Annotated in this window: 17 protein-coding genes; 7 read left to right on the forward strand and 10 right to left on the reverse strand. The window is 54.2% G+C overall.

Annotation, left to right across the window (positions count from 1 at the left end; all coding sequences use genetic code 11):
* Nucleotides 1-166 precede the first annotated feature (166 nt).
* From ldtD to ACQ3G7_RS17915, 3 genes are all read left to right on the forward strand, one after another.
* Nucleotides 167-1,978 (forward strand): L,D-transpeptidase, encoded by a 1,812-nt coding sequence (ldtD, locus tag ACQ3G7_RS17905; protein WP_430890856.1) that lies wholly within the window; start codon nucleotides 167-169, stop codon nucleotides 1,976-1,978.
* A gap of 188 nt (nucleotides 1,979-2,166) precedes the next feature.
* Nucleotides 2,167-2,715 carry a peptidoglycan L,D-endopeptidase MepK gene (mepK, locus tag ACQ3G7_RS17910; protein WP_263097273.1) on the forward strand — a complete coding sequence of 183 codons (549 nt, stop codon included), beginning with the start codon at nucleotides 2,167-2,169 and terminating at the stop codon, nucleotides 2,713-2,715.
* Between the two features lie 27 nt (nucleotides 2,716-2,742).
* The gene (locus ACQ3G7_RS17915; protein WP_134318369.1) at nucleotides 2,743-3,390 is read left to right on the forward strand and encodes an MBL fold metallo-hydrolase; all 648 of its coding nucleotides are present in this window, start codon (nucleotides 2,743-2,745) and stop codon (nucleotides 3,388-3,390) included.
* A gap of 42 nt (nucleotides 3,391-3,432) precedes the next feature.
* On the opposite strand, the gene ACQ3G7_RS17920 is transcribed toward ACQ3G7_RS17915, so the two are convergent.
* The 4 genes from ACQ3G7_RS17920 to pncB form a co-directional block, all read right to left on the reverse strand.
* A complete protein-coding gene (locus ACQ3G7_RS17920) occupies nucleotides 3,433-4,623 on the reverse strand; it encodes an amino acid aminotransferase (protein ID WP_430890859.1) in 1,191 nt (396 codons plus the stop codon).
* A 187-nt stretch (nucleotides 4,624-4,810) separates the two neighbouring features.
* On the reverse strand, nucleotides 4,811-5,905 hold the full coding sequence (gene ompF, locus ACQ3G7_RS17925; RefSeq protein ID WP_430890861.1) for a porin OmpF: 1,095 nt from the start codon (nucleotides 5,903-5,905) through the stop codon (nucleotides 4,811-4,813).
* Between the two features lie 611 nt (nucleotides 5,906-6,516).
* Nucleotides 6,517-7,917, reverse strand: a complete 1,401-nt coding sequence (gene asnS / locus ACQ3G7_RS17930) for an asparagine--tRNA ligase (RefSeq protein ID WP_430890863.1) — start codon at nucleotides 7,915-7,917, stop codon at nucleotides 6,517-6,519.
* Nucleotides 7,918-8,076: 159 nt separating this feature from the next.
* Nucleotides 8,077-9,279, reverse strand: a complete 1,203-nt coding sequence (pncB, locus tag ACQ3G7_RS17935; protein WP_430890865.1) for a nicotinate phosphoribosyltransferase — start codon at nucleotides 9,277-9,279, stop codon at nucleotides 8,077-8,079.
* Nucleotides 9,280-9,544: 265 nt separating this feature from the next.
* On the opposite strand from pncB, the gene pepN reads away from it, so the two are divergent.
* Complete coding sequence (gene pepN, locus ACQ3G7_RS17940) at nucleotides 9,545-12,160, forward strand: aminopeptidase N (protein WP_430890867.1); 2,616 nt, start codon at nucleotides 9,545-9,547, stop codon at nucleotides 12,158-12,160.
* 78 nt (nucleotides 12,161-12,238) lie between these two features.
* Here pepN and ssuB read toward each other — a convergent pair whose 3' ends face one another.
* Genes ssuB through ssuE form a run of 5 tightly spaced genes read right to left on the reverse strand, consistent with a single transcriptional unit; the run spans nucleotide 12,239 to nucleotide 16,491 of the window.
* Nucleotides 12,239-13,015 (reverse strand): aliphatic sulfonates ABC transporter ATP-binding protein, encoded by a 777-nt coding sequence (gene ssuB / locus ACQ3G7_RS17945; protein WP_430890869.1) that lies wholly within the window; start codon nucleotides 13,013-13,015, stop codon nucleotides 12,239-12,241.
* On the reverse strand, nucleotides 13,012-13,800 hold the full coding sequence (gene ssuC, locus ACQ3G7_RS17950) for an aliphatic sulfonate ABC transporter permease SsuC (RefSeq protein ID WP_430890871.1): 789 nt from the start codon (nucleotides 13,798-13,800) through the stop codon (nucleotides 13,012-13,014). Before ssuC ends, ssuB begins: the two co-directional genes overlap by 4 nt.
* Before the next feature lie 9 nt (nucleotides 13,801-13,809).
* Nucleotides 13,810-14,955: an FMNH2-dependent alkanesulfonate monooxygenase gene (ssuD, locus tag ACQ3G7_RS17955; RefSeq protein WP_430890873.1), complete on the reverse strand. Its 1,146-nt coding sequence runs from the start codon at nucleotides 14,953-14,955 to the stop codon at nucleotides 13,810-13,812.
* Nucleotides 14,952-15,923: a sulfonate ABC transporter substrate-binding protein gene (locus ACQ3G7_RS17960; RefSeq protein WP_430890875.1), complete on the reverse strand. Its 972-nt coding sequence runs from the start codon at nucleotides 15,921-15,923 to the stop codon at nucleotides 14,952-14,954. Before ACQ3G7_RS17960 ends, ssuD begins: the two co-directional genes overlap by 4 nt.
* Nucleotides 15,916-16,491: an NADPH-dependent FMN reductase gene (ssuE, locus tag ACQ3G7_RS17965; protein WP_430890877.1), complete on the reverse strand. Its 576-nt coding sequence runs from the start codon at nucleotides 16,489-16,491 to the stop codon at nucleotides 15,916-15,918. Before ssuE ends, ACQ3G7_RS17960 begins: the two co-directional genes overlap by 8 nt.
* 249 nt (nucleotides 16,492-16,740) lie before the next feature.
* Here ssuE and pyrD point away from each other — a divergent pair, with 249 nt between their 5' ends.
* Nucleotides 16,741-17,751, forward strand: coding sequence for a quinone-dependent dihydroorotate dehydrogenase (pyrD, locus tag ACQ3G7_RS17970; RefSeq protein WP_263097263.1), 1,011 nt, complete (start codon nucleotides 16,741-16,743; stop codon nucleotides 17,749-17,751).
* 169 nt (nucleotides 17,752-17,920) lie between these two features.
* On the forward strand, nucleotides 17,921-18,463 hold the full coding sequence (gene zapC / locus ACQ3G7_RS17975) for a cell division protein ZapC (RefSeq protein WP_263097262.1): 543 nt from the start codon (nucleotides 17,921-17,923) through the stop codon (nucleotides 18,461-18,463).
* Here the strand turns inward: zapC and ACQ3G7_RS17980 are convergent.
* Nucleotides 18,460-19,569, reverse strand: coding sequence for a YcbX family protein (locus ACQ3G7_RS17980; protein ID WP_430890879.1), 1,110 nt, complete (start codon nucleotides 19,567-19,569; stop codon nucleotides 18,460-18,462). The two genes, zapC and ACQ3G7_RS17980, sit on opposite strands and share 4 nt — an antisense overlap.
* 100 nt (nucleotides 19,570-19,669) lie before the next feature.
* Between ACQ3G7_RS17980 and rlmKL the strand changes: the two genes are divergently transcribed.
* Entirely contained in the window at nucleotides 19,670-21,778 is a 2,109-nt protein-coding gene (gene rlmKL / locus ACQ3G7_RS17985; RefSeq protein WP_263097259.1) for a bifunctional 23S rRNA (guanine(2069)-N(7))-methyltransferase RlmK/23S rRNA (guanine(2445)-N(2))-methyltransferase RlmL, read from the forward strand.
* Nucleotides 21,779-21,786: the final 8 nt, after the last annotated feature.

Consider the following 21,786-nt stretch of genomic DNA (forward strand, 5'->3'; position numbering starts at 1 on the left):
GGGCGGCATATATGTCGCCCTTTTTTATTTTTGAACGCTATGCCTGCCGGTTTTTTATCTTTAAACTTCTTTACACCAGGTCAGGCAAATGGTTTTTGCTGTTTATATACTGATAGAAAGCTGACGAATTTGTCATGCGCAATGTGAGAGAAACAGGGGGCAAGGGATGTTGCTTGAGAAGTTGTATGGTCGTCGAATGTCGGCGCTGAGTTTGTGTCTGGCATTTGCATTCGCTCCGCTGTTTAGTGTGCAGGCCGATGAGCCTGAAGTGATACCTGTTGATAGTTCAGCCACGCAGGGCGATCAACCGACAGTCCTTGCACAACCGCTGGAACAGTCGCCTGCGACGGCAATGATGGCAGGCGTCGCGCCTTATCCTGCCGGTGTTTCCGTCGCTGCGGTACGCGCGCAGTTGCAGTCGCAGTTACCCGCGAACTGGACGCCGCTCTATATGAATCAGCTCGCTGCGCTCTATGCTGCGCGGGGGCAAAAACCCATGTGGGACAACCGCGATGCGGTGCAGGCGTTTCAGCAACAACTGGCGGAAGTGGCGATTGCCGGTTTTCAGCCGCAATTTACCACCTGGGTTGAGCTGTTAACCGATCCTGGGGTGTCCGGTCTGGCGCGCGATATCGTGCTGTCGGATGCGATGCTGGGGTATCTGCATTTTGTTGAAGGTATTCAGGCTAAGGGCCAGCGCTGGCTCTACAGCGACAAACCCTACACGCTGGCGACGCCGGCTCTCTCCGTTATCAATCAGTGGCAGCTGGCGCTGGATAAGGGCACGCTGCCCGGTTTCATCACTAGCCTTGCTCCACATCACCCGCAATATACGGCAATGCACCAGTCGCTGTTGTCGCTGGTGGCCGATGCGCGCCCGTGGCCGCAATTAAAAGATACCGCGTCCCTGCGCCCCGGTCAGTGGAGCAACGACATCGTTGCGCTGCGCGAAATTTTGCAGCGTACCGGTATGCTGGATGGCGGCCCCAACATTGCGCTGCCGGGAGATGATGCCGCTGTTAGCCCGTCGGCTCAGCCGGTGAAAAAAACGCATGCAGCGGCTGCAGCGCGTGGTCCTTACGATCGTCAACTGGTCGAAGCGGTAAAACGCTTTCAGTCCTGGCAGGGGCTGCATGCGGACGGGGTGATCGGTCAGTCAACGCGTGACTGGCTTAACGTCAGCCCGGCGCAACGTGCAGCTGTGCTGGCGCTGAATATTCAACGCCTCCGCTTGCTGCCTGGTAATCTCGCGACCGGAATTATGGTGAATATTCCGGAATATTCGCTGGTTTATTACCTGAACGGTAACCAGGTTCTGGCATCGAGGGTGATTGTCGGCCGACCCGATCGTAAGACGCCGATGATGAGCAGCGCGCTGAATAATGTCGTGGTCAACCCACCGTGGAATGTTCCGCCAACGCTGGCGCGAAAAGACATTCTGCCGAAAGTGTGGAATGACCCAGGCTACCTTGAACGCCATGGCTATACTGTGCTGCGTGGCTGGAACAGCAAAGAAGCGATCGATCCTTCTATGGTGGATTGGGCGACGATTACGCCATCAAACCTGCCTTTCCGGTTCCAGCAGGCACCTGGTGCGCAGAATTCGCTGGGTCGCTATAAGTTCAATATGCCGAGCTCTGACGCCATCTATTTGCACGATACACCGAACCATAACCTGTTCCAGAAAGAGGCGCGGGCATTGAGTTCAGGCTGTGTGCGCGTGAATAAAGCGTCTGAATTGGCGAATATGCTGCTGCAGGATGCGGGCTGGAATGACACGCGCATTTCCGATGCGTTAAAGCAGGGGGATACCCGTTACGTTAATATCCGTCAGGATATTCCGGTCAATTTCTATTATTTGACGGCGTTTGTCGGGGCTGATGGCCGCACGCAGTATCGTACAGATATTTACAATTATGATCTGACGGCGCGATCCGGCGCACAAATCCTGCCAAAAGCGGAGCAATTAATCAGGTAAATGAAGCAGTTCGTAAAATAACGTTGTCGTAAGAAAAGGTGAAAAACGGGTCAGGTAAGCTACAGAGCCCGTATTTGCTGGGATGAGGCAACCTTGACGTGGACTTTGATGCCCGGTAAGGTGCCTCTCGTGCGCATAAAAGTGCATAAATTACGTTCAATTTTATGTTGCCTGAAGACCTGATTATCATGGATAAATTTGACGCTAATCGTCGCAAACTGCTTGCGTTAGGTGGAGTCGCTCTCGGCGCATCCTTCCTGCCGACGCAGGCATTTGCCACCCTTTCTACTCCGCGCCCGCGTATTCTGACGCTTAATAATCTTCATACCGGAGAATCTATTAAAGCCGAGTTTTTCGACGGCAGGGGCTATATTCAGGATGAATTAGCAAAACTTAACCACTTTTTCCGTGATTACCGCGCGAATAAGATCAAAAGCATCGATCCTGGTCTGTTTGACCAGCTATATCGTCTGCAGGGGCTGTTAGGAACACGCAAACCTGTGCAACTCGTTTCTGGTTATCGTTCTGTTGATACCAATAATGAACTTCGCGAGCACAGCCGTGGAGTAGCGAAAAAAAGTTATCACACCAAAGGCCAGGCCATGGATTTCCATATCGAAGGGATTTCTCTGAGCAATATTCGCAAAGCTGCGTTATCTCTGCGCGCGGGTGGTGTAGGATATTACCCCAGCAGCAATTTTGTGCATATTGATACCGGGCCGCTTCGGCACTGGTAAACCTCAGGCCTGAGCTACAGGAGCAGCATGAACTATCGTATTATTCCGGTTACCGCATTCTCCCAGAACTGTTCGCTTGTCTGGTGTGAACAAACCCAACTCGCCGCCGTGGTCGATCCCGGCGGTGATGCTGAGCGTATTATTCAGGAAGTGGATGCTTCCGGCCTGACGCTCACGCAAATCCTGCTGACGCATGGTCATCTCGATCACGTTGGCGCGGCGGCTGAAGTGGCGCAGCATTATGGTGTGCCCATTATAGGCCCGGAAAAACAAGATGAGTTCTGGCTGCAAGGCTTACCGGCGCAGAGCCGGATGTTCGGCCTTGATGATTGTCAGCCGCTGACGCCGGATCGCTGGCTGGATGAAGGCGATACGGTCAGCGTGGGCAAAGTGAGTTTACAGGTATTGCACTGCCCGGGGCATACGCCGGGTCACGTGGTGTTCTTCGATGCGCAATCGCGTTTGCTGATTTCCGGCGACGTGGTGTTTAAAGGCGGCGTAGGGCGCAGCGATTTCCCGCAGGGCAACCATGCGCAACTGATTGACTCCATCAAACGCAAACTGTTGCCGCTTGGCGATGACGTGACCTTTATCCCCGGTCATGGCCCCCTGTCGACGCTGGGTGATGAACGGCTGCATAACCCGTTCTTGCAGGATGAGCTTCCTGTCTGGTAAATAAAAAAGGGTCGCCGTGGCGACCCTTTTTTTCAGCGCTGATTACAGCACTGCAACGATGGCTTCACACAACGGCGCCATATTGTCCGGCGTCATGCCCGCGACGTTAATACGCCCGGATGCCACAGCGTAAATACCAAACTCTTCACGCAGACGCAGCACCTGATCTTTGGTCAGGCCGCTGAATGAGAACATGCCATTCTGTTTCGTGATAAAGCTGAAATCACGATCCGCGCCTTTTTCCTGCAGCGTATTCACAAACAGCAGACGCATACGCTGGATACGCTGGCGCATATCGGTCAGCTCCTGTTCCCAGATTGCGCGCAGGGCTTCATTGCTGAGGATCGTCGCCACCACGGAAGCGCCATGCGCTGGTGGGTTAGAGTAGTTCGCACGAATGACCGATTTCATCTGGCTGAAGGCGCGGTCGGCGCTTTCTGCATCGGCACAGACCAGCGTACAGGCACCGACACGCTCATTGTACAGACCAAAGTTTTTCGAGAACGAACTGGCAACCAGCAACTCTTTATGCAGCGCAGCAAATGCGCGCAACCCTTCTGCGTCTTCTTCCAGACCGCGGGCAAATCCCTGGTAAGCAAAGTCAAACAGAGGCAGCCAGCCTTTTTCAACGGACAGCTTCGCCAGCGTCTCCCACTGTTCAAGCGTTGGATCAATACCGGTCGGGTTATGGCAGCAGCCGTGGAACAGCACCACGTCGCCCGCTTGTGCGTTATTCAGGCTGGCCAGCAGACCGTCGAAGTCCAGCGCGTGATTCTGCGCGTCGTAGTAAGTGTATTCGCACACTTCCAGACCGGCAGAGTTGAAGACGCCTTTATGGTTCGGCCAGCTTGGGTTGCTTACCCATATGCGTTTTGCAGAGGTATTTTTGGCGAGGAAATCCGCCGCTACGCGCAGACCACCTGTACCACCTGGGGTTTGTGCTGTGCGTGCACGTTTGTCGTTGATAATCGCGCTGCCTTTGCCGAACAGCAGTTCCTGGGTGCAACGGCCAAATTCAGGAATACCGTCGATGCCGAGGTAATTTTTGGTGGTCTCATTTTCCAGCAGATAAAGTTCCGCTTTTTTTACGCTGGTCAGCACCGGGGTCTTGCCGGTTTCATCTTTATAGACGCCGATCCCTAAGTTGATTTTATTGGGGCGTTCATCGGCGCGAAACAGATCGGCCAGACCCAGAATAGGATCGGCAGGAGCGGCGGTTATATTCTCAAACATGACGAGGTTCCATTTTGATGACAGAAGGGAGATCCGCTATCAGGTTAACGGGAGATACGGGAATTGCCAACCGTTTGCGATAAAAAGCGCGATACTTTTCAAAAGTCATCACTCTTTATATCGCAGACATAAAAAAACAGGGCCGTAGCCCTGTTTGATATGCATATAACAGTCGAGGGGTGACTGATTAGAACTGGTAAACGATACCAACGGCAACGGTGTCGTCAGAGTTGATGCCCAGTTTGTTGTCTTTGTCGATCTGGTTGATCTGGTAATCAACATAGGTAGACATGTTTTTGTTGAAGTAGTAAGTTGCGCCCACTTCGATGTAGTTGATGAAATCTTCGCTACCAACACCTGCCACATCTTTCGCTTTAGATTTGTAGTAAGCGATGGACGGACGCAGACCGAAGTCGAACTGGTACTGGGCTACAATAGAGAAGTCCTGAGTTTTGTTCAGGTAACCGCTAGTAGAATCGTCGTCACCCGGAAGTGTGGTGCTCAGGCGGGTAGCATTACGGGTTTCACCGTACAGAGCTGCCAGGTAGATGTTGTTCGCATCATATTTCAGACCAGTTGCCCACTGCTCAGCTTTTTCGCCAGAAGTGCCGTAATTGGTGTTAGCCTGCTGATTATTGGTGCGGTCAGCTGCGCCGTAAGCACCAACGATGCCGAAGCCCTGGAAGTCATAACTTACAGAAGTCGCCCAGCCATCGCCGTTGGAACGAGTTACGTTACCAGCGCGATCGTTTTTACCCAGATACTGAACGCCAAAGTTCAGACCATCAACCAGGCCGAAGAAGTTGGTGTTACGGTAAGTCGCCAGACCACCGTTACGGCCAGAGAAGAAGTTATCGCTGTTGCTGGTATCGCCACCGAATTCCGGCAGCATATCGGTCACGCTGATAGCATCGTATACCAGACCGAGGTTACGACCGTAGTCGAAAGAACCTGCGTCGCCAAATTTCAGACCAGCAAATGCCAGACGGGTTTTGTTGTCAGTCTGAGCATCTGAGCCTTCAGAGTTGTTGCCCTGGAAGTTGTATTCCCAACGGCCGTAACCAGTCAACTGATCGTTGATTTTGGTTTCGCCTTTGAAGCCCAGACGAGCGTAGGTTTTGTCGCCGTCGTTATCAGTGTTGTCAGAGAAGTAATGCAGACCTACAGCTTTACCGTAGATATCAACTTTGTTGCCATCTTTGTTATAGATTTCTGCAGCGTTAGCTGCACCCGCTACCAGCAGGGCAGGGATAACCACTGCCAGGATATTGCGCTTCATCATTATTTATTACCCTCATTGGTTTTTTTTAACACCTGCCACTGCCGCCAATAAATTCCGTCAATAAACATTTACGGAACTATTGATGAGAGTTTGGTGTCTTTCTGTGTCTGAAAGGCATCTTTCCAAACATGTCAGCGTTTCGCCACCCTGAAAGTGCTACAAATGTCTTAAAGCGGTAACAAAAAGAAATATTGTGTAAGAATTTATTAATTTTAGGGAACTTTGTGAACCACTTCATAATTCCGAACTGACTGCTGCTAAAAGCAGCATCTTCATTCCTATTTATATGAATTACTTATATTTAATTGAGATAACGGCTTTTCTTATCCCGGAATCCCTCTCATCCTGTATTTTCTTATAACTTGATTTAGCCATCCAGATGGCTGCTCTGTTTTTAACCAAACGTGCGAAATCACATGGAGGTAAAAATGGGCAACAACATCGGTGTTGATTTTTTGTACAGAGTGGTTCTAACCCAATTTGGTGCAGAAAATGAACGGGAAGGTAAGGAAGTGAGTAAAAATGTGTCTGCGTTGTGAACACTGGTTGATGCGGCAGAGATAAAGAAAAGGCCAGCGCTCAGGCTGGCCTTCATGTTCTTATCAGATCGATCAGAATGTCGCGCTGCGCGGTGTGCGCGGGAACGGGATCACGTCACGGACGTTCTGTACGCCGGTAACGTAGGCTATCAGGCGCTCAAAACCGAGACCGAAGCCGGCGTGCGGCACCGTGCCATAACGGCGCAGGTCGCGATACCACCAGTAGTCTTCTTTGTTCAGTCCCATCTCAGCCATACGGGCATCCAGAACATCCAGACGTTCTTCACGCTGAGAACCGCCGATGATTTCACCGATGCCCGGCGCCAGCACGTCCATCGCCGCCACGGTTTTCCCGTCATCGTTAAGGCGCATGTAGAACGCTTTGATATCTTTCGGGTAGTTTTTCACGACGACTGGCGCTTTAAAATGCTTCTCAGCCAGATAGCGTTCATGTTCAGAAGCCAGATCAACACCCCAGTACACCGGGTTTTCAAACGTCTCACCGCATTTCTCCAGAATGGCTACCGCATCGGTGTAATCCACCTGGGCGAAATCTGCTGCGATAAAGCGCTGCAGACGGCCAATGGCATCTTTGTCGACGCGTTCTTCGAAGAACTTCAGGTCATCCATACGCTCATCGAGGACGGCTTTAAAAGCATATTTCAGCATCGCTTCGGCCAGACGGGCGTTATCATCGAGATCGGCAAAAGCGATTTCCGGCTCCAGCATCCAGAACTCCGCCAGATGGCGGCTGGTGTTGGAGTTTTCCGCACGGAAGGTCGGACCGAAGGTATAGACTTTCGACAGTGCGCAGGCGTAGGTTTCGGCGTTCAACTGACCGGAAACGGTCAGGAAGGCCTCTTTGCCAAAGAAATCTTTGTCAAAGTCCACTTTACCTTCCGCTGTGCGCGGCAGGTTTTCCATATCCAGTGTGGAAACGCGGAACATTTCGCCAGCGCCTTCGGTATCGGAGGCGGTAATCAGCGGCGCGGAGACCCAGAAGAAACCCTGCTCATCAAAGAAACGATGCAGCGCTTGCGCCAGCGTATGACGAACGCGTGCGACGGCACCGATCAGGTTCGTACGCGGGCGCAGATGCGCGACTTCACGCAGATACTCGATGCTGTGGCGTTTCGCTGCCATCGGATAGGTATCCGGATCTTCAACCCAGCCGGTCACTTCAACGTGGGTTGCCTGAATTTCCAGACTCTGGCCTTCGCCCGGCGAAGCCACAACTTTACCGGTGACGATAACGGAGCAACCGGTGGTCAGACGCAGTACTTCGTCATTGTAATTGGGCAGAGAATTATTAATAACGGCCTGTACAGGATTAAAGCAGGAGCCGTCATAAACGGCGAGGAAGGAGATACCAGCTTTAGAATCTCGGCGGGTGCGTACCCATCCGCGTACGGTGACTTCGCTGTCAACGGCAACGCGGCTATGGAATACGTCGGCTACAGGCACAACGCTCATAATATTCTCTCTGTTAATAGTCGGAAAAAATAAACACTTGTCCGCCCGATAAGGGGGGATATCTATGTTACCTGGCATACGCCATCAGACAAGCAGAATTCGCAGGAACAATTAATAAATTGTCGGCAAAAAGAAGGGAGCCGTCTGGCTCCCGGGAGATTAGCTGGCTTTTTTGACCTGGGGCAGATCAAATGCTTTACGCAGTGCGCGGACAAACGCCTTGTCATGGCAGATGGTTTTCCCCGGACTGTCGGACAATTTCGCCACCGGTTTACCGTTGCACTCCACCAGTTTAATCACGATGTTCAGCGGCTTCACCTGGGGGATATCGCAGGTTAAGCGGGTGCCGATACCAAAACTAAGGTTAACGCGTGAGGCAAAGTGGCCATACAGATCGAGCGCTTTGTTCAGATCGAGGTTATCGGAGAACACCAGCGTTTTTGTCAGAGGGTTAATTCCCAGTTTCTCGTAGTGGGCGATGGCTTTCTCCCCCCATTCCACCGGGTCCCCGGAGTCATGGCGCAACCCCTGATAACGGGTAGCAAACTCCGGGCCAAAATCACGTAAAAAGGCATCCATGGTGATGCAATCGGTCAGCGCAATGCCTAATTGCGTTGGATACTCTTCCAGCCAGGCCGCCAGCGCAGCGCGTTGACTGGTGGCGAGATTTGGACTGATTTGCTGATGCGCCTGGAACCACTCATGTGCCTGGGTTCCCATTGGCGTTAATGACAACCGGCGCGCCAGATCGTAATTACTGGTGCCAACAAACCACGGTTCTTGCTGCAGTCGTTTAACAATCGCCTGCTGAACATCGCGGGAGAAACGGCGACGGGTGCCGAAATCCATCAGGCGAAAACGGGACATATCCTTTCCGGCCGTGCGCACAGCAAAATCCGCCAGTTTTGCTTCCAGATGCAGCAGAGCCTGCTCTACGCCCGCCTGAGGCGAACGGCAGCGATGCACCACTTCACTGATGACCGCCAGCAGCGGCACTTCCCACATGATCACTTCGCGCCATGGGCCGGAGAGACGAATGTTGAGCTTGCCGTTGTCGTTGCTAATAGCGACTTGCTGCGGATCGTAACGGAAGTCGCGCAACCAGTTGAGATAGTCGGATTTAAAGAAAGGCAGGCCGGACAGCCAGTGGTACTCGTCATCCTGCAAACGCAGGTGTTGCATGGCATCCACATGTTCACGGATCGCGTCAGCGTAGATGCCGAGCAGATCGTCGCCACGACAGCGGAACTCCGCTGAAACGTGCACATCGTAATAATGATGGAACACCGCTTGCTGCATGTGCAGCTTGTAAGCGTCGGTATCCAGCAGCGTTTGCAGACCAGGGAAAGCGAGTTGAGTCATGGTGCGCAGTAGCATCCTCTTACAGGAGCGTTTAGTACAATAAACAAAGCAGGTCGTCGCTGGAGTATACCTTGTTTACCAGGTTATTGAACCCCGATCACACCATATCGCACGGAATGGGTCGATGGCATTTCGTGCCTCCTGTTGCCAGAATGTAGCAAACCAGAGCTTTTCCCTCTGAAAAGATGAACATTCTGCGTGGCGCGTTTTCTGCAACCGGAATAGACTGGAGTCGTAACCAAACAGAAGATGCTAAAGGTTTTTTATGACACAACAGCCACAAGCCAAATACCGCCACGATTACCGTGCGCCGGATTACCTGATTAGCGATATTGACTTGACCTTTGAGCTCGACGCCGCCAAAACGGTCGTTACCGCGCTGAGTAAAGTGTCTCGCCATAGCGCCTCTGTCGTACCGCTGCGCCTCGATGGCGGCGAGCTGACATTGCTCTCTCTCCAGGTGAACGATGCCCCATGGTCAAACTATAAAATAGAAGAAGGCAACCAACTGGTCATTGATGGCCTGCCGGATCGTTTTACCCTGCGTATCGTCAATGAAATCAGCCCGGCGGCGAATACTGCGCTGGAAGGGTTGTACCAGTCTGGCGAAGCGCTGTGCACCCAGTGTGAGGCGGAAGGTTTCCGTCACATTACCTGGTATCTCGATCGTCCGGATGTGCTGGCGCGATTTACCACCAAACTGATTGCCGATAAAACCCGCTATCCGTTCCTGCTGTCGAACGGCAACCGTGTTGATCAGGGTGAGTTGGGCGATGGCCGTCACTGGGTTCAGTGGCAGGATCCGTTCCCGAAACCCTGCTATTTGTTTGCTCTTGTTGCCGGTGACTTTGACGTACTGCGCGACACCTTTACCACCCGTTCCGGGCGTGAAGTGGCGCTGGAGCTCTATGTTGACCGCGGTAATCTTGATCGTGCGCCGTGGGCGATGACGTCGCTGAAGAACTCCATGAAGTGGGACGAAGATCGCTTCGGGCTGGAGTATGATCTCGACATCTACATGATCGTTGCCGTCGACTTCTTTAATATGGGGGCGATGGAGAACAAAGGGCTGAACATCTTCAACTCGAAATATGTTCTGGCCCGGACGGATACCGCGACCGATAAAGATTACCTCGATATTGAGCGTGTTATCGGTCATGAATATTTCCATAACTGGACCGGTAACCGCGTCACCTGCCGCGACTGGTTCCAGCTCAGCCTGAAAGAGGGGCTCACGGTGTTCCGCGATCAGGAGTTCAGTTCCGATCTCGGCTCCCGTGCGGTTAACCGCATCAGCAATGTGCGCACCATGCGCGGCATGCAGTTTGCGGAAGACGCCAGCCCGATGGCGCACCCGATTCGCCCGGATAAAGTCATTGAAATGAACAACTTCTATACCCTGACAGTCTACGAAAAGGGTGCTGAAGTGATCCGCATGTTGCACACGCTGCTGGGCGAAGAGAACTTCCAGAAAGGGATGCAGCTCTATTTTGAGCGCCATGATGGCAGCGCTGCAACCTGTGACGATTTCGTGCAGGCGATGGAAGATGCTTCCAATATCGATCTCTCGCATTTCCGTCGCTGGTACAGTCAGGCAGGTACGCCGATTGTGACGGTGCAGGACGACTACAACCCGAATACCGAGCAGTACACGCTGACCATCAGCCAGCGCACGCCGCCAACGGCAGAGCAGCAAGATAAGCAGCCGCTGCATATCCCGTTCGATATTGAGTTGTACGATAACGAAGGCAAGGTGATCCCGCTGCAAAAAGGCGGTCATCCGGTACACCACGTACTGAACGTGACGCAGGCGGAACAAACGTTTGTCTTTGATAATGTTTATTTCCAGCCGGTACCGTCACTGCTGCGTGAGTTCTCTGCGCCGGTGAAACTGGAATATAAATGGAGCGATCAGCAGCTCACGTTTTTAATGCGCCATGCCAGCAACGATTTCTCCCGCTGGGATGCAGCGCAAAGCCTGCTGGCCACGCATATCAAGCTGAATGTTGCACGTCATCAGCAGGGGCAGGCGTTGTCGTTGCCGCTGCATGTGGCCGATGCCTTCCGCGCGATCCTGCTCGACGAGGTCATCGATCCGGCGCTTGCTGCCGAGATCCTGACGCTGCCATCAGCGAATGAGATTGCCGAACTGTTTGAGGTTATCGATCCCACCGCGATCACCGCCGTGCGTGAAGCCCTGACGCGTACGCTTGCCACTGAGCTGGCGGATGAGTTCCTTGCTGTGTATAACGCCAACAAATTGAGCCACTACCAGGTGGAACATGCGGATATCGGCAAGCGCGCGTTACGTAACACCTGCCTGCGCTTCCTGGCCTTTGGCGATGCACAACTGGGTGACAAACTGGTGAGTCAGCAGTATCACGACGCCGATAACATGACCGATGCGCTGGCGGCGCTTTCAGCCGCTGTGGCCGCACAGTTACCGTGCCGCGATGCGCTGATGCAGGAATATGATGACAAATGGCATCATGACGGTCTGGTGATGGACAAGTGGTTTATCCTGCAGGCCACCAGCCCGGCGAGCAATGTGCTGGAAACAGTGCGTGGTTTACTGAAACACCGCTCATTCAGCCTGAGCAACCCGAACCGCATTCGTTCGCTGATCGGTGCTTTTGCCGGCAGCAACCCGGCGGCATTCCATGCGCAGGATGGCAGCGGTTATAAGTTCCTGGTCGAAATGCTGACTGAGCTTAATAGCCGCAACCCGCAGGTGGCGTCGCGTCTGATCGAGCCGCTGATCCGCCTGAAACGTTATGACGCCAAACGTCAGGCGTTGATGCGCGCAGCGCTGGAGCAGTTAAAAGCATTGCCGAACCTGTCCGGCGATCTGTACGAGAAAGTCAGCAAAGCGCTGGCATAGTCCGGCAATCAGGCCCGGTAGCGCAACGCTTTCCGGGCCTGTCAATGTCGCCTCCCGACTGGCTAAGTCGACATGCTTTCAGGCGTGGCGGGTTTGTGGCGCAACCGTGCTTTCTGACTCGCCGCGCTGCATGACCCGGTTCAGTACGGTTTCTTCTAACTCCGCCAGCCTGAGTGAACCTGTCCGGCGCGGGCGGGGGATATCGATGGCCAAATCCAGGCCAATTTTCCCTTCTTCAATCAGCAGGACGCGATCGGCCATGGCCACGGCTTCGCTGACATCGTGCGTGACCAGCACGACTGTAAACCCATGCAATTGCCACAGTTCCGTGATCAGCGCTTGCATCTCAAGACGTGTTAACGCATCCAGTGCGCCAAGCGGTTCATCGAGCAGCAGCAGTCCGGGCTGATGCACCAGCGCACGCGCCAGTGCTACGCGCTGTTTTTGCCCGCCAGAGAGCGCCGCAGGCCACTCCGTTGCGCGCTGCGCCAGCCCCACTGACCGGAGTGCCTGTTGTGCGGCCTCGCGCCAGGGGCCTTTCAGACCCAGACCGACATTATCGATAACCGATTTCCACGGCAGCAGGCGGGCATCCTGAAACATCATTCGCGTGTCATTCTGGATCTGTGCCAGTGGCGTGTTTCCTGCCAGCAGTTCACCGCTGTTTGGGGATTCGAGGCCAGCCAGCAGGCGCAGTAAGGTACTCTTGCCACCGCCGCTACGCCCCACCACGGCAATAAACTGCCCGGCGGCAATGTGTAAATCCAGCCCCTTCAATACGGCGTTATCACCGTAGTGCTTGTTTACGCCATTTAATAACAAGGGGATCCCTTGAGTGAGTCGGGCGGTCGTCATGCATTTGCCTCCTTCTCATGATAAGCCGGATGCCAGCGTAACCACAGGCGCTCCAGCAGTTGCGCGCTGACATCAGCCAGTTTGCCGAGCAGGGCGTAGAGGATAATTGCTACCACCACCACATCGGTTTGCAGAAACTCCCGTGCGTTCATGGCCAGGTAACCAATGCCCGCATTGGCTGAAATCGTCTCCGCCACAATTAAGGTCAGCCACATCAGGCCAAGGGCAAAGCGCACGCCGACCATAATAGAGGGCAGGGCGCCCGGCAGGATCACATGGATAAAGAGCGCAAAACCGGTTAATCCATAGCTGCGCGCCATTTCCACCAGTCCACGATCGATATTGCGGATCCCATGCCAGGTATTGATATACACCGGAAACAGCGTACCCAACGCGACGAGGAATATTTTCGCGCTCTCGTCGATGCCAAACCACAGGATCACCAGGGGGATCAATGCCAGATGCGGGATGTTACGCAACATCTGGATAGAGGTGTCCAGCAGCCGTTCTCCCCAACGCGACAGACCGCTTATCAACCCCAGCGTCAACCCGATGCTGCCGCCAATAGAGAAGCCAATCGCGGCACGCCAGGAGCTGATGGCCAGATGCTGCCACAGTTCTCCGCTTGCACTCAGCGTCCAGAAGGCTTCCAGCACGCCTTCCGGTGACGGAAGAATGCGGGTGGAGAGCCAGCCAGTCGATGAGGCGATTTGCCAGACGATCACAATCCCGATGGGCAGCAACCACGGTGCGATACGCAGCAACCCTCTGTTCTGTGCAGCCATGATGATTCCTCAGCTTTGTGCCACTTTTCGCGGGATAAACTCATTCGCCACCGTCTCGCCCTGAAGCTGCAACGATCGCGGTTGCGGGATCTGCGGGATAGCGACATCAAGATGCGGGAACAGCAGCTCACCCACCCGATACGCCTCTTCCAGGTGCGGATAACCGGAAAGAATAAAACTGTCTATTCCCAGTGCCGCATACTCGTTAATGCGCGCCGCCACTGTTGGACCGTCGCCCACCAGCGCCGTTCCTGCGCCGCCGCGTACCAGACCTGGGCCCGCCCACAAATTGGGGCTGATTTCCAGATTACCGCGTTGACCGTTATGCAACGCCGCCATACGTTGCTGGCCGACGGAGTCCTGGCGTGCAAAAGCCGCCTGCGCTTTGGCAATGGTTTCGTCGTCCAGATGCGAGATCAGGTTGTCTGCCGCCTGCCAGGCTTCGGCGGTGGTTTCACGCACGATCACATGCAAGCGAATGCCGAAGCGGACGCTACGCCCGTGCGCCGCTGCTTTGGCGCGCACCTGGGCAATTTTCTCTTTGACCTGTTCGGGGGGCTCGCCCCAGGTCAGATAGAGATCGACCTGTTCCGCGGCCAGATCTTGCGCCACATCCGATGAACCGCCGAAATAGAGCGGCGGGCGCGGTTGCTGAACGGGTGGGAAAAATAATTTCGCGCCGCGAACATGAACATGTTTGCCCTGGAAATCGACCGTCTCGCCTTCCAGCAGGCGACGCCAGACATGGGTGAATTCTGAGGATGCTGCGTAACGCTCAGTATGATCAAGAAACACGCCGTCCCCTGCCAGCTCCTGCGGGTCGCTACCGGTCACGAGGTTAAACAACGCCCGGCCGTTAGACAGGCGGTCCAGTGTGGCGGCCTGGCGGGCGGCGACGGTGACGGAGGTGACGCTTGGGCGCAGGGCGACGAGGAATTTCAGGCGCTGGGTTACCGGGATCAGGGAAGCGGCCACCAGCCAGGCATCTTCGCAGGATCGCCCGGTTGGGATCAGTACGCCGCTAAATCCAATACGATCCGCCGCCTGGGCAATTTGTTGTAGATAGGCATGATCTACCGGTCGGGAACCGTAATCGGTCCCCAGGTAGTGACCGTCTCCGTGGGTAGGCAAAAACCAGAAGAGATTCAGGCTCATAACTTGGCTCCTTGTTGGGTTGGCTGCCAGATGCGGGTACGGATATCCACTTTCTTCGGTAGCAGGTGGTTGGCATAAAACAGGTCGGCCGTTTGCTGTTGCAGTGCGGCGGTTGCCTCGTTTACCGGCCCGATTTTGGTCGGGGGGCGGTGATCAAAATAGGTGGCGATAACGGGCGGCGGTAATCCCATGGTTTTTGCCAGCAGCGCGACACTTTCGTCACGGTGGCTGAGGGTGAGTGCATCCGCTTCACTAAAGGTGTCCAGTACGCCCTGGATAAAGGCACCATTCTTCTCTGCATAGGGGCGGGCAGCTAAATAGAAGGAGCCGGTCTGCTTCAGCGTGGTGCCATCTTTCAACACCCGCACGCCGCCTTGTAACAGGGCTGCGGAATAGTACGGATCCCAGATGGCCCAGGCGTCGACGTTCCCTTGTTGGAAGGCTGCGCGGGCATCGGCCGGTGTCAGGAAGACAGGTTGAATATCCGTAAATTTCAGTCCGGCTTCTTGCAGAGCGCGCAGCAGCAAGTTATGGGAGCTGGAACCCTTTTGCAGCGCCACTTTATGCCCTTTCAGATCGGCAACCGTTTTAATGGCGCTGTTTTCCGCCACCAGGATCACTTCCGCTTTCGGCTTAGGAGGCTCCACGCCGACATAGACCAGATCCGCGCCAGCAGCTTGGGCAAAAATCGGCGGAATATCGCCAGTGCTGCCAATATCAATGCTACCGACGTTGAGTGCTTCCAGCATCTGCGGGCCAGCCGGGAATTCCACCCAGGATATTTTGGTGTTCGGGTAACGTTTTTCCAGCAATTCATGACTTTTTGCCAGCACCATACTGACGCTGCCTTTCTGATAGCCAATGCGTAACCCATCCGGTGCAGGTTCGGCGGCATGTACCCAACCGGATACGGTCAACAGCCCGCCGATCGCCAGCCATTGTGCGCGATGTCTGAAAGCGCTAAACATGAGCGACTCCTTGTGTCGTATGGAAATCCGGTGCCTGGATATCGCGGCGGTGCAGCGCCTGCCAGAAGGTTTCCAGTGCGCTATCAAGACGGGTTTGCAGGTTGGGACTCAGGCTGGGTTTATGCTGATAATCAAGCACCTGGCTGTCGTCAGCAAACACGCCATGCAGGATCTCCTGCGCCTTGAGCGCGCTGAGAACAGGTTTCAGCGCGTAATCCACTGCCAGCATATGCGCCACGGTTCCGCCGGTCGCCAGCGGTAAAACCACCTTGCCTTCCAGTGCGCGTTCGGGGAGTAAATCCAGCAGCGTTTTCAGGGCACCGGAAAATGAGGCTTTATAAATGGGGGTAGCGACGATCAAGCCGTCCGCGTTTTTCAACTGTTCAATAAGCGTTTGTAACGCCGGGCTATCAAAGTTGGCGTACAGCAGATCTTCTGGCGCGAAGTTATGTAAGTGCCAGTGGCAGACCTCGATATCCTGGGCGCTCAGACGCTCACGAGCATACTCCAGCAGCGCACTGGAGCGGGACGGGAAGCGCGGACTTCCGGCGAGAGTGACAACGCGCATAGTAGCTCCTTATAACTAATTGTTTGCTTTTAAGTAACATTCATAACAATTTAAAGCAGTGTGACAGAGGCGATTTATTCCACTAAATGATTTATTTGAAGAAAAATTGCCAAAAATTGCATAAAGCGGAGGGTGGAGGGGAAAACGATTGCGCCAAATCAGCTTTTTTTGCCGCAGGTCAATTCCATTTGCCGGGGGTTTCGCAGATAATACGCCCCCGGTTTGCACACCGGGAATCCAGGAGAGTTCATGTACTATCCCTTCGTTCGTAAAGCCCTTTTCCAGCTCGATCCAGAGCGCGCTCATGAATTAACATTTCAACAATTACGCCGTGTCACGGGCACACCGTTGGAAGCGCTTGTACGCCAGCGTGTACCGGAGAAACCGGTACAATGTATGGGCCTGACCTTTAAGAATCCGCTTGGACTGGCGGCGGGTCTGGATAAAAACGGCGAATGCATTGATGCACTTGGGGCGATGGGGTTTGGCTCCATTGAAATTGGCACCGTGACGCCACGGCCACAGCCGGGCAATGACAAACCGAGGATCTTCCGTCTGGTGGATGCCGAAGGTCTGATCAACCGGATGGGCTTTAATAATCTCGGCGTTGATAACCTGGTCGAGAACGTTAAGAAAGCGCATTTTGATGGCGTACTCGGTATCAATATCGGCAAAAATAAAGATACGCCAGTCGAGCAGGGTAAAGATGACTACCTGATTTGTATGGAGAAAATCTATGCTTATGCAGGCTATATCGCGATTAATATCTCGTCACCAAATACGCCGGGGTTACGTACTCTGCAATATGGCGAAGCGCTGGATGATCTCCTCACGGCAATTAAAAATAAGCAAAACGATCTGCAAAATCGTCACCATAAATATGTGCCGGTGGCAGTGAAGATCGCACCGGATCTTTCGCAAGAAGAATTGATCCAGGTGGCGGACAGTTTAGTTCGCCACAATATTGATGGCGTTATCGCCACCAATACGACGCTGGATAGATCCCTCGTGCAGGGAATGAAACATTGTGATGAAACCGGTGGTTTAAGCGGCCGTCCATTACAATTAAAAAGTACTGAAATAATTCGCCGCTTGTCTCAGGAATTAAAGGGGCAGTTACCCATTATCGGCGTCGGCGGCATTGACTCGGTGATCGCTGCGCGTGAGAAAGTGGCCGCAGGCGCAACGCTGGTGCAAATTTATTCTGGTTTTATTTTTAAAGGCCCGCCGCTGATTAAAGAAATTGTCACCCATATCTAATCTTTTTTCCTTTTACTGAACCGCCAGGGCTTTATTTCCCGCCCTGGTTGTTTTATATTCCGTCACTGTTGCTAATTTAAACATTTTAGTCTTTCATTATTAGGGTAATAACCGGGGCGACAAAAAGGATGAAAAAGTAACAGGATGTTTATGGGGACGGGAGAGGACAATGCGAATTAAACCTGACGACAATTGGCGCTGGTATTTTGATGACGAGCATGACCGTATGATGCTCGACTTAGCCAATGGCATGTTATTTCGTTCGCGGTTTGCCGGTAAGATGCTGACGCCGGATGCCTTTTCGCCCTCAGGTTTTTGTGTCGACGATGCAGCGCTCTATTTCTCTTTCGATGAAAAATGCCGCGATCTCGATTTATCCAATGAGCAGCGTGCAGAGCTGGTGCTCAATGCGCTGGTCGCCATTCGCTTCCTGAAACCACAAATGCCGAAAAGCTGGCACTTTTTATCTCACGGCGAACTTTGGTCGCCTGCGACGGGGGAAGGGGCCTGCGTCTGGCTGAGCGACACGCAGGAGTGCGTCAATCTGCTGGTGGTGGAACCGGGCGAAAATGCAGCGCTCTGTCTGCTGGCGCAGCCGGGCGTGGTCATTGCCGGGCGCACAATGCAGCTTGGCGATGCGATCAAAATCATGAACGATCGCCTGAAGCCGCAAATGAACGCTGCTGGCATTCGTTACGAACAGGCGGTTTAAGCCTCCAGCCGCAGCGACGTCTTCGGTATACAGCTACAGCAGAGAATCGAACCATCCTGCGCGACGGCCGATTTTTTCATAGCGCTGACTTCACCTTCTACTAGCCGTATCCGGCAACATCCGCAAACGCCAGCCCGGCAGGAATAGGGCACGCGAATCCCCTGATTTTCAAGCTGTTCCAGCAGCACCTGCTGGTTGTTGCCGCGAAACGTCTGCCCCTGCCAACTGATGTCCACCGTACCTTCCGGCTGGACTTCCGGCGACAGCGTTTCCGCCACGGCGCCGGCGCCGTATATTTTGGCCGGAGCGGTAGCCAGAATAGCGACCTCATCACCCACCCGGATCACACCGCTATTGCGGGCGATCAGGTTCTGCCCAAAATCCACGTCGCCATTGTCCTGCGCCGTTCGGAACCCTTGCAGTGTCGTTAATGGCTCGCCGGTCGGGTGTTTTTGGCCTTTCTCCGGGCTGACAGTTGTAAACACGCAGCGGCTGCACGGTTTCACCACATCAAAAATCACATCGCCAATGCGCACCACTTTCCAGCTGTCCTCTTCCCACGGCTGCGCGCCAGTCACCACCAGGTTAGGGCGGAATTGCTCCATCCTGACGCTGGCCGGGCAGCGTTGCTGCAAATCGCGCAGCGAAGCTTCGTTGGTGAGCAAATAGGGAAAACCATCCGCAAAGGATAACGGGACGTCATCGTGACGCTTTACCCGGCGGGTCAGCGTCGACCCAACCCAGCGAAGCTGGACATCACGTGAGAAAAAGTGACTCAGCCAGCGGTTAATCTCAGCGGGCGCAACCTGTGCGGTAAAATGGTTGCCCCAGACTTCCGTTGGCGCGGCATCGGGCGCAAAATCAGCAAAGCGGACCACTGCGCTGCTGCCGTCTGGCGCGGTCAGATGCAGACCATCCGTCAGCGGCGATGGCGTAAAGCGCACCATCTGCGGAAACTGGCGGGCAGTAATAAAGGTGCCATCGGGTTGGGTGATCATAAAAATGCGATCAAACGAGAGACCGCTAATGTCGGCTACAGCATGCGTCAGACCAATACCGCGCATGGATTTCACCGGATGGATAAAAAGACGTGAAAGAGTCGGCACGTCTTGCCCCCTGTCAGACGAAAATTAGCCCTCAACTTTATGACATGAACGCCAGATTAGCTATAATGCGCAACAATTTTCGTTGAGTATAAGTGACATTATGATTTCTCTGTTTGCCAGTACGGCCCGTGGGCTGGAAGAGCTGTTAAAAACTGAACTGGAAAAACTCGGTGCTGTAGAGTGCCGTGTTGTTCAGGGTGGTGTCCATTTTGAAGGTGACACACGGCTCCTGTACCAGAGCCTGATGTGGAGTCGTCTGGCTTCGCGCATTATGCTGCCGCTTGGAGAGTGCAAGGTTTATAGCGACCTTGATCTCTACCTCGGCGTGCAGGCGATTAACTGGACAGAGATTTTTAACCCGGGCGCGACCTTCGCGGTGCATTTCAGCGGCCTGAATGATGAGATCCGTAACAGCCAGTACGGTGCGTTGAAAGTGAAAGACGCCATCGTCGACAGCTTCACCCGTAAAAATCTTCCGCGCCCGAATGTGGAACGTGACATGCCGGATTTGCGCATTAATGTCTGGCTGAATCAGGACACCGCGAATATCTCTCTCGATTTGAGCGGCGAAGGCCTGCACTTACGCGGCTACCGCGATCGCACCGGTATGGCGCCGATCAAAGAAAACCTCGCGGCGGCGATTGTGATGCGTTCTGGTTGGCAGCCGGGTACGCCGCTGCTGGACCCGATGTGCGGCTCCGGTACATTGCTGATTGAAGCCGCGATGGCGGCAACCGATCGCGCGCCGGGTCTGCATCGTGGCCACTGGGGTTTTAGCGGCTGGGCGCAGCACGATGACGTGTTGTGGCAAGAGGTGAAAGCCGAGGCGCAAACCCGTGCCCGTCAGGGGATTGCCGGTTATGAATCCCGTTTCTATGGCTCCGACAACGACGCGCGCGTGGTCGAAATCGCCCGTAAAAACGCCCGTCGTGCCGGGGTGGGCGAACTGATCACTTTTGAGGCGAAAGATGTCGCCCAACTGAGTAATCCGCTGCCGAAAGGTCCGTACGGTACGGTCATCAGCAACCCGCCTTACGGCGAGCGTCTGGAAAGCGAGCCGGCGCTGATTGCGCTGCACAGTCTGCTGGGGCGCTTGCTGAAAGCGCAGTTCGGCGGCTGGAACCTGTCGCTGTTCAGTGCCTCTGTCGATTTGCTCAATTGCCTGCAGTTGCGCGCGGAGCGTCAATTCAAAGCCAAGAATGGCCCGCTGGATTGCGTGCAGAAAAACTACCATCTGGCGGAAAATACCGGCGAAGCGAAAGCCCCGGCGATGGCGGAAGATTACGCTAACCGTTTGCGTAAAAATCTGAAAAAACTGGAGAAGTGGGCGCGCCAGGAGGGTATCGAATGTTACCGTCTGTACGATGCCGATTTACCGGACTACAACGTGGCGGTCGATCGCTACGCGGATTGGGTGGTAGTGCAAGAATATGCGCCGCCGAAAACCGTGGATGCGCAGAAAGCGCGCCAACGTCTGTTCGATATTATCGCTGCCACCATTCAGGTACTTGGCATTGCGCCGAATAAACTGGTGCTGAAAACCCGTGAGCGGCAGAAAGGCAACAACCAGTATCAGAAGATGAACGAGAAGGGCGACTTTATGGAAGTGAGCGAATATAACGCTCGTCTGTGGGTCAACCTGACGGATTATCTGGATACCGGCCTGTTCCTCGACCACCGCATTGCACGCCGTATGCTGGGTCAGATGAGTAAAGGTAAGGATTTCCTGAACCTGTTCTCTTATACCGGCAGCGCCAGCGTGCACGCAGGTTTAGGTGGCGCGCGTTCCACCACCACTGTGGATATGTCCCGCACTTACCTTGAGTGGGCGGAACGCAACCTGCGCCTCAACGGCCTGAGCGGTCGTGCGCATCGTCTGATTCAGGCGGACTGCCTTGGCTGGCTGCGCGATACTGACGAGCAGTTTGACCTGATCTTTATCGATCCGCCGACCTTCTCGAACTCGAAACGCATGGAAGACTCGTTTGATGTGCAGCGCGATCATATGCGCCTGATGCAGGATCTGAAACGCCTGCTGCGCAAGGACGGCACGATTATGTTTTCCAACAACAAACGCGGTTTCCGTATGGATCTCGACGGGCTGGCTAAGCTGGGGCTGAAGGCACAAGAAATCACCCAAAAAACGCAGTCGCAGGACTTTGCCCGCAACCGTCAAATCCATAACTGCTGGCTGATTACCGCAGCCTGAAAGGATAA

The sequence above is a fragment of the Kosakonia sp. N21 genome (assembly GCF_050587465.1).
In the GTDB taxonomy this organism is placed as follows: Bacteria; Pseudomonadota; Gammaproteobacteria; order Enterobacterales; family Enterobacteriaceae.

Coding starts and splice junctions, on each gene's coding strand:
- ldtD (WP_430890856.1), top strand. CDS start 167: ATGTTGCTTGAGAAGTTGTATGGTCGTCGAATGTCGGCGCTGAGTTTG.
- mepK (WP_263097273.1), top strand. CDS start 2,167: ATGGATAAATTTGACGCTAATCGTCGCAAACTGCTTGCGTTAGGTGGA.
- ACQ3G7_RS17915 (WP_134318369.1), top strand. CDS start 2,743: ATGAACTATCGTATTATTCCGGTTACCGCATTCTCCCAGAACTGTTCG.
- ACQ3G7_RS17920 (WP_430890859.1), bottom strand. CDS start 4,623: ATGTTTGAGAATATAACCGCCGCTCCTGCCGATCCTATTCTGGGTCTG.
- ompF (WP_430890861.1), bottom strand. CDS start 5,905: ATGATGAAGCGCAATATCCTGGCAGTGGTTATCCCTGCCCTGCTGGTA.
- asnS (WP_430890863.1), bottom strand. CDS start 7,917: ATGAGCGTTGTGCCTGTAGCCGACGTATTCCATAGCCGCGTTGCCGTT.
- pncB (WP_430890865.1), bottom strand. CDS start 9,279: ATGACTCAACTCGCTTTCCCTGGTCTGCAAACGCTGCTGGATACCGAC.
- pepN (WP_430890867.1), top strand. CDS start 9,545: ATGACACAACAGCCACAAGCCAAATACCGCCACGATTACCGTGCGCCG.
- ssuB (WP_430890869.1), bottom strand. CDS start 13,015: ATGACGACCGCCCGACTCACTCAAGGGATCCCCTTGTTATTAAATGGC.
- ssuC (WP_430890871.1), bottom strand. CDS start 13,800: ATGGCTGCACAGAACAGAGGGTTGCTGCGTATCGCACCGTGGTTGCTG.
- ssuD (WP_430890873.1), bottom strand. CDS start 14,955: ATGAGCCTGAATCTCTTCTGGTTTTTGCCTACCCACGGAGACGGTCAC.
- ACQ3G7_RS17960 (WP_430890875.1), bottom strand. CDS start 15,923: ATGTTTAGCGCTTTCAGACATCGCGCACAATGGCTGGCGATCGGCGGG.
- ssuE (WP_430890877.1), bottom strand. CDS start 16,491: ATGCGCGTTGTCACTCTCGCCGGAAGTCCGCGCTTCCCGTCCCGCTCC.
- pyrD (WP_263097263.1), top strand. CDS start 16,741: ATGTACTATCCCTTCGTTCGTAAAGCCCTTTTCCAGCTCGATCCAGAG.
- zapC (WP_263097262.1), top strand. CDS start 17,921: ATGCGAATTAAACCTGACGACAATTGGCGCTGGTATTTTGATGACGAG.
- rlmKL (WP_263097259.1), top strand. CDS start 19,670: ATGATTTCTCTGTTTGCCAGTACGGCCCGTGGGCTGGAAGAGCTGTTA.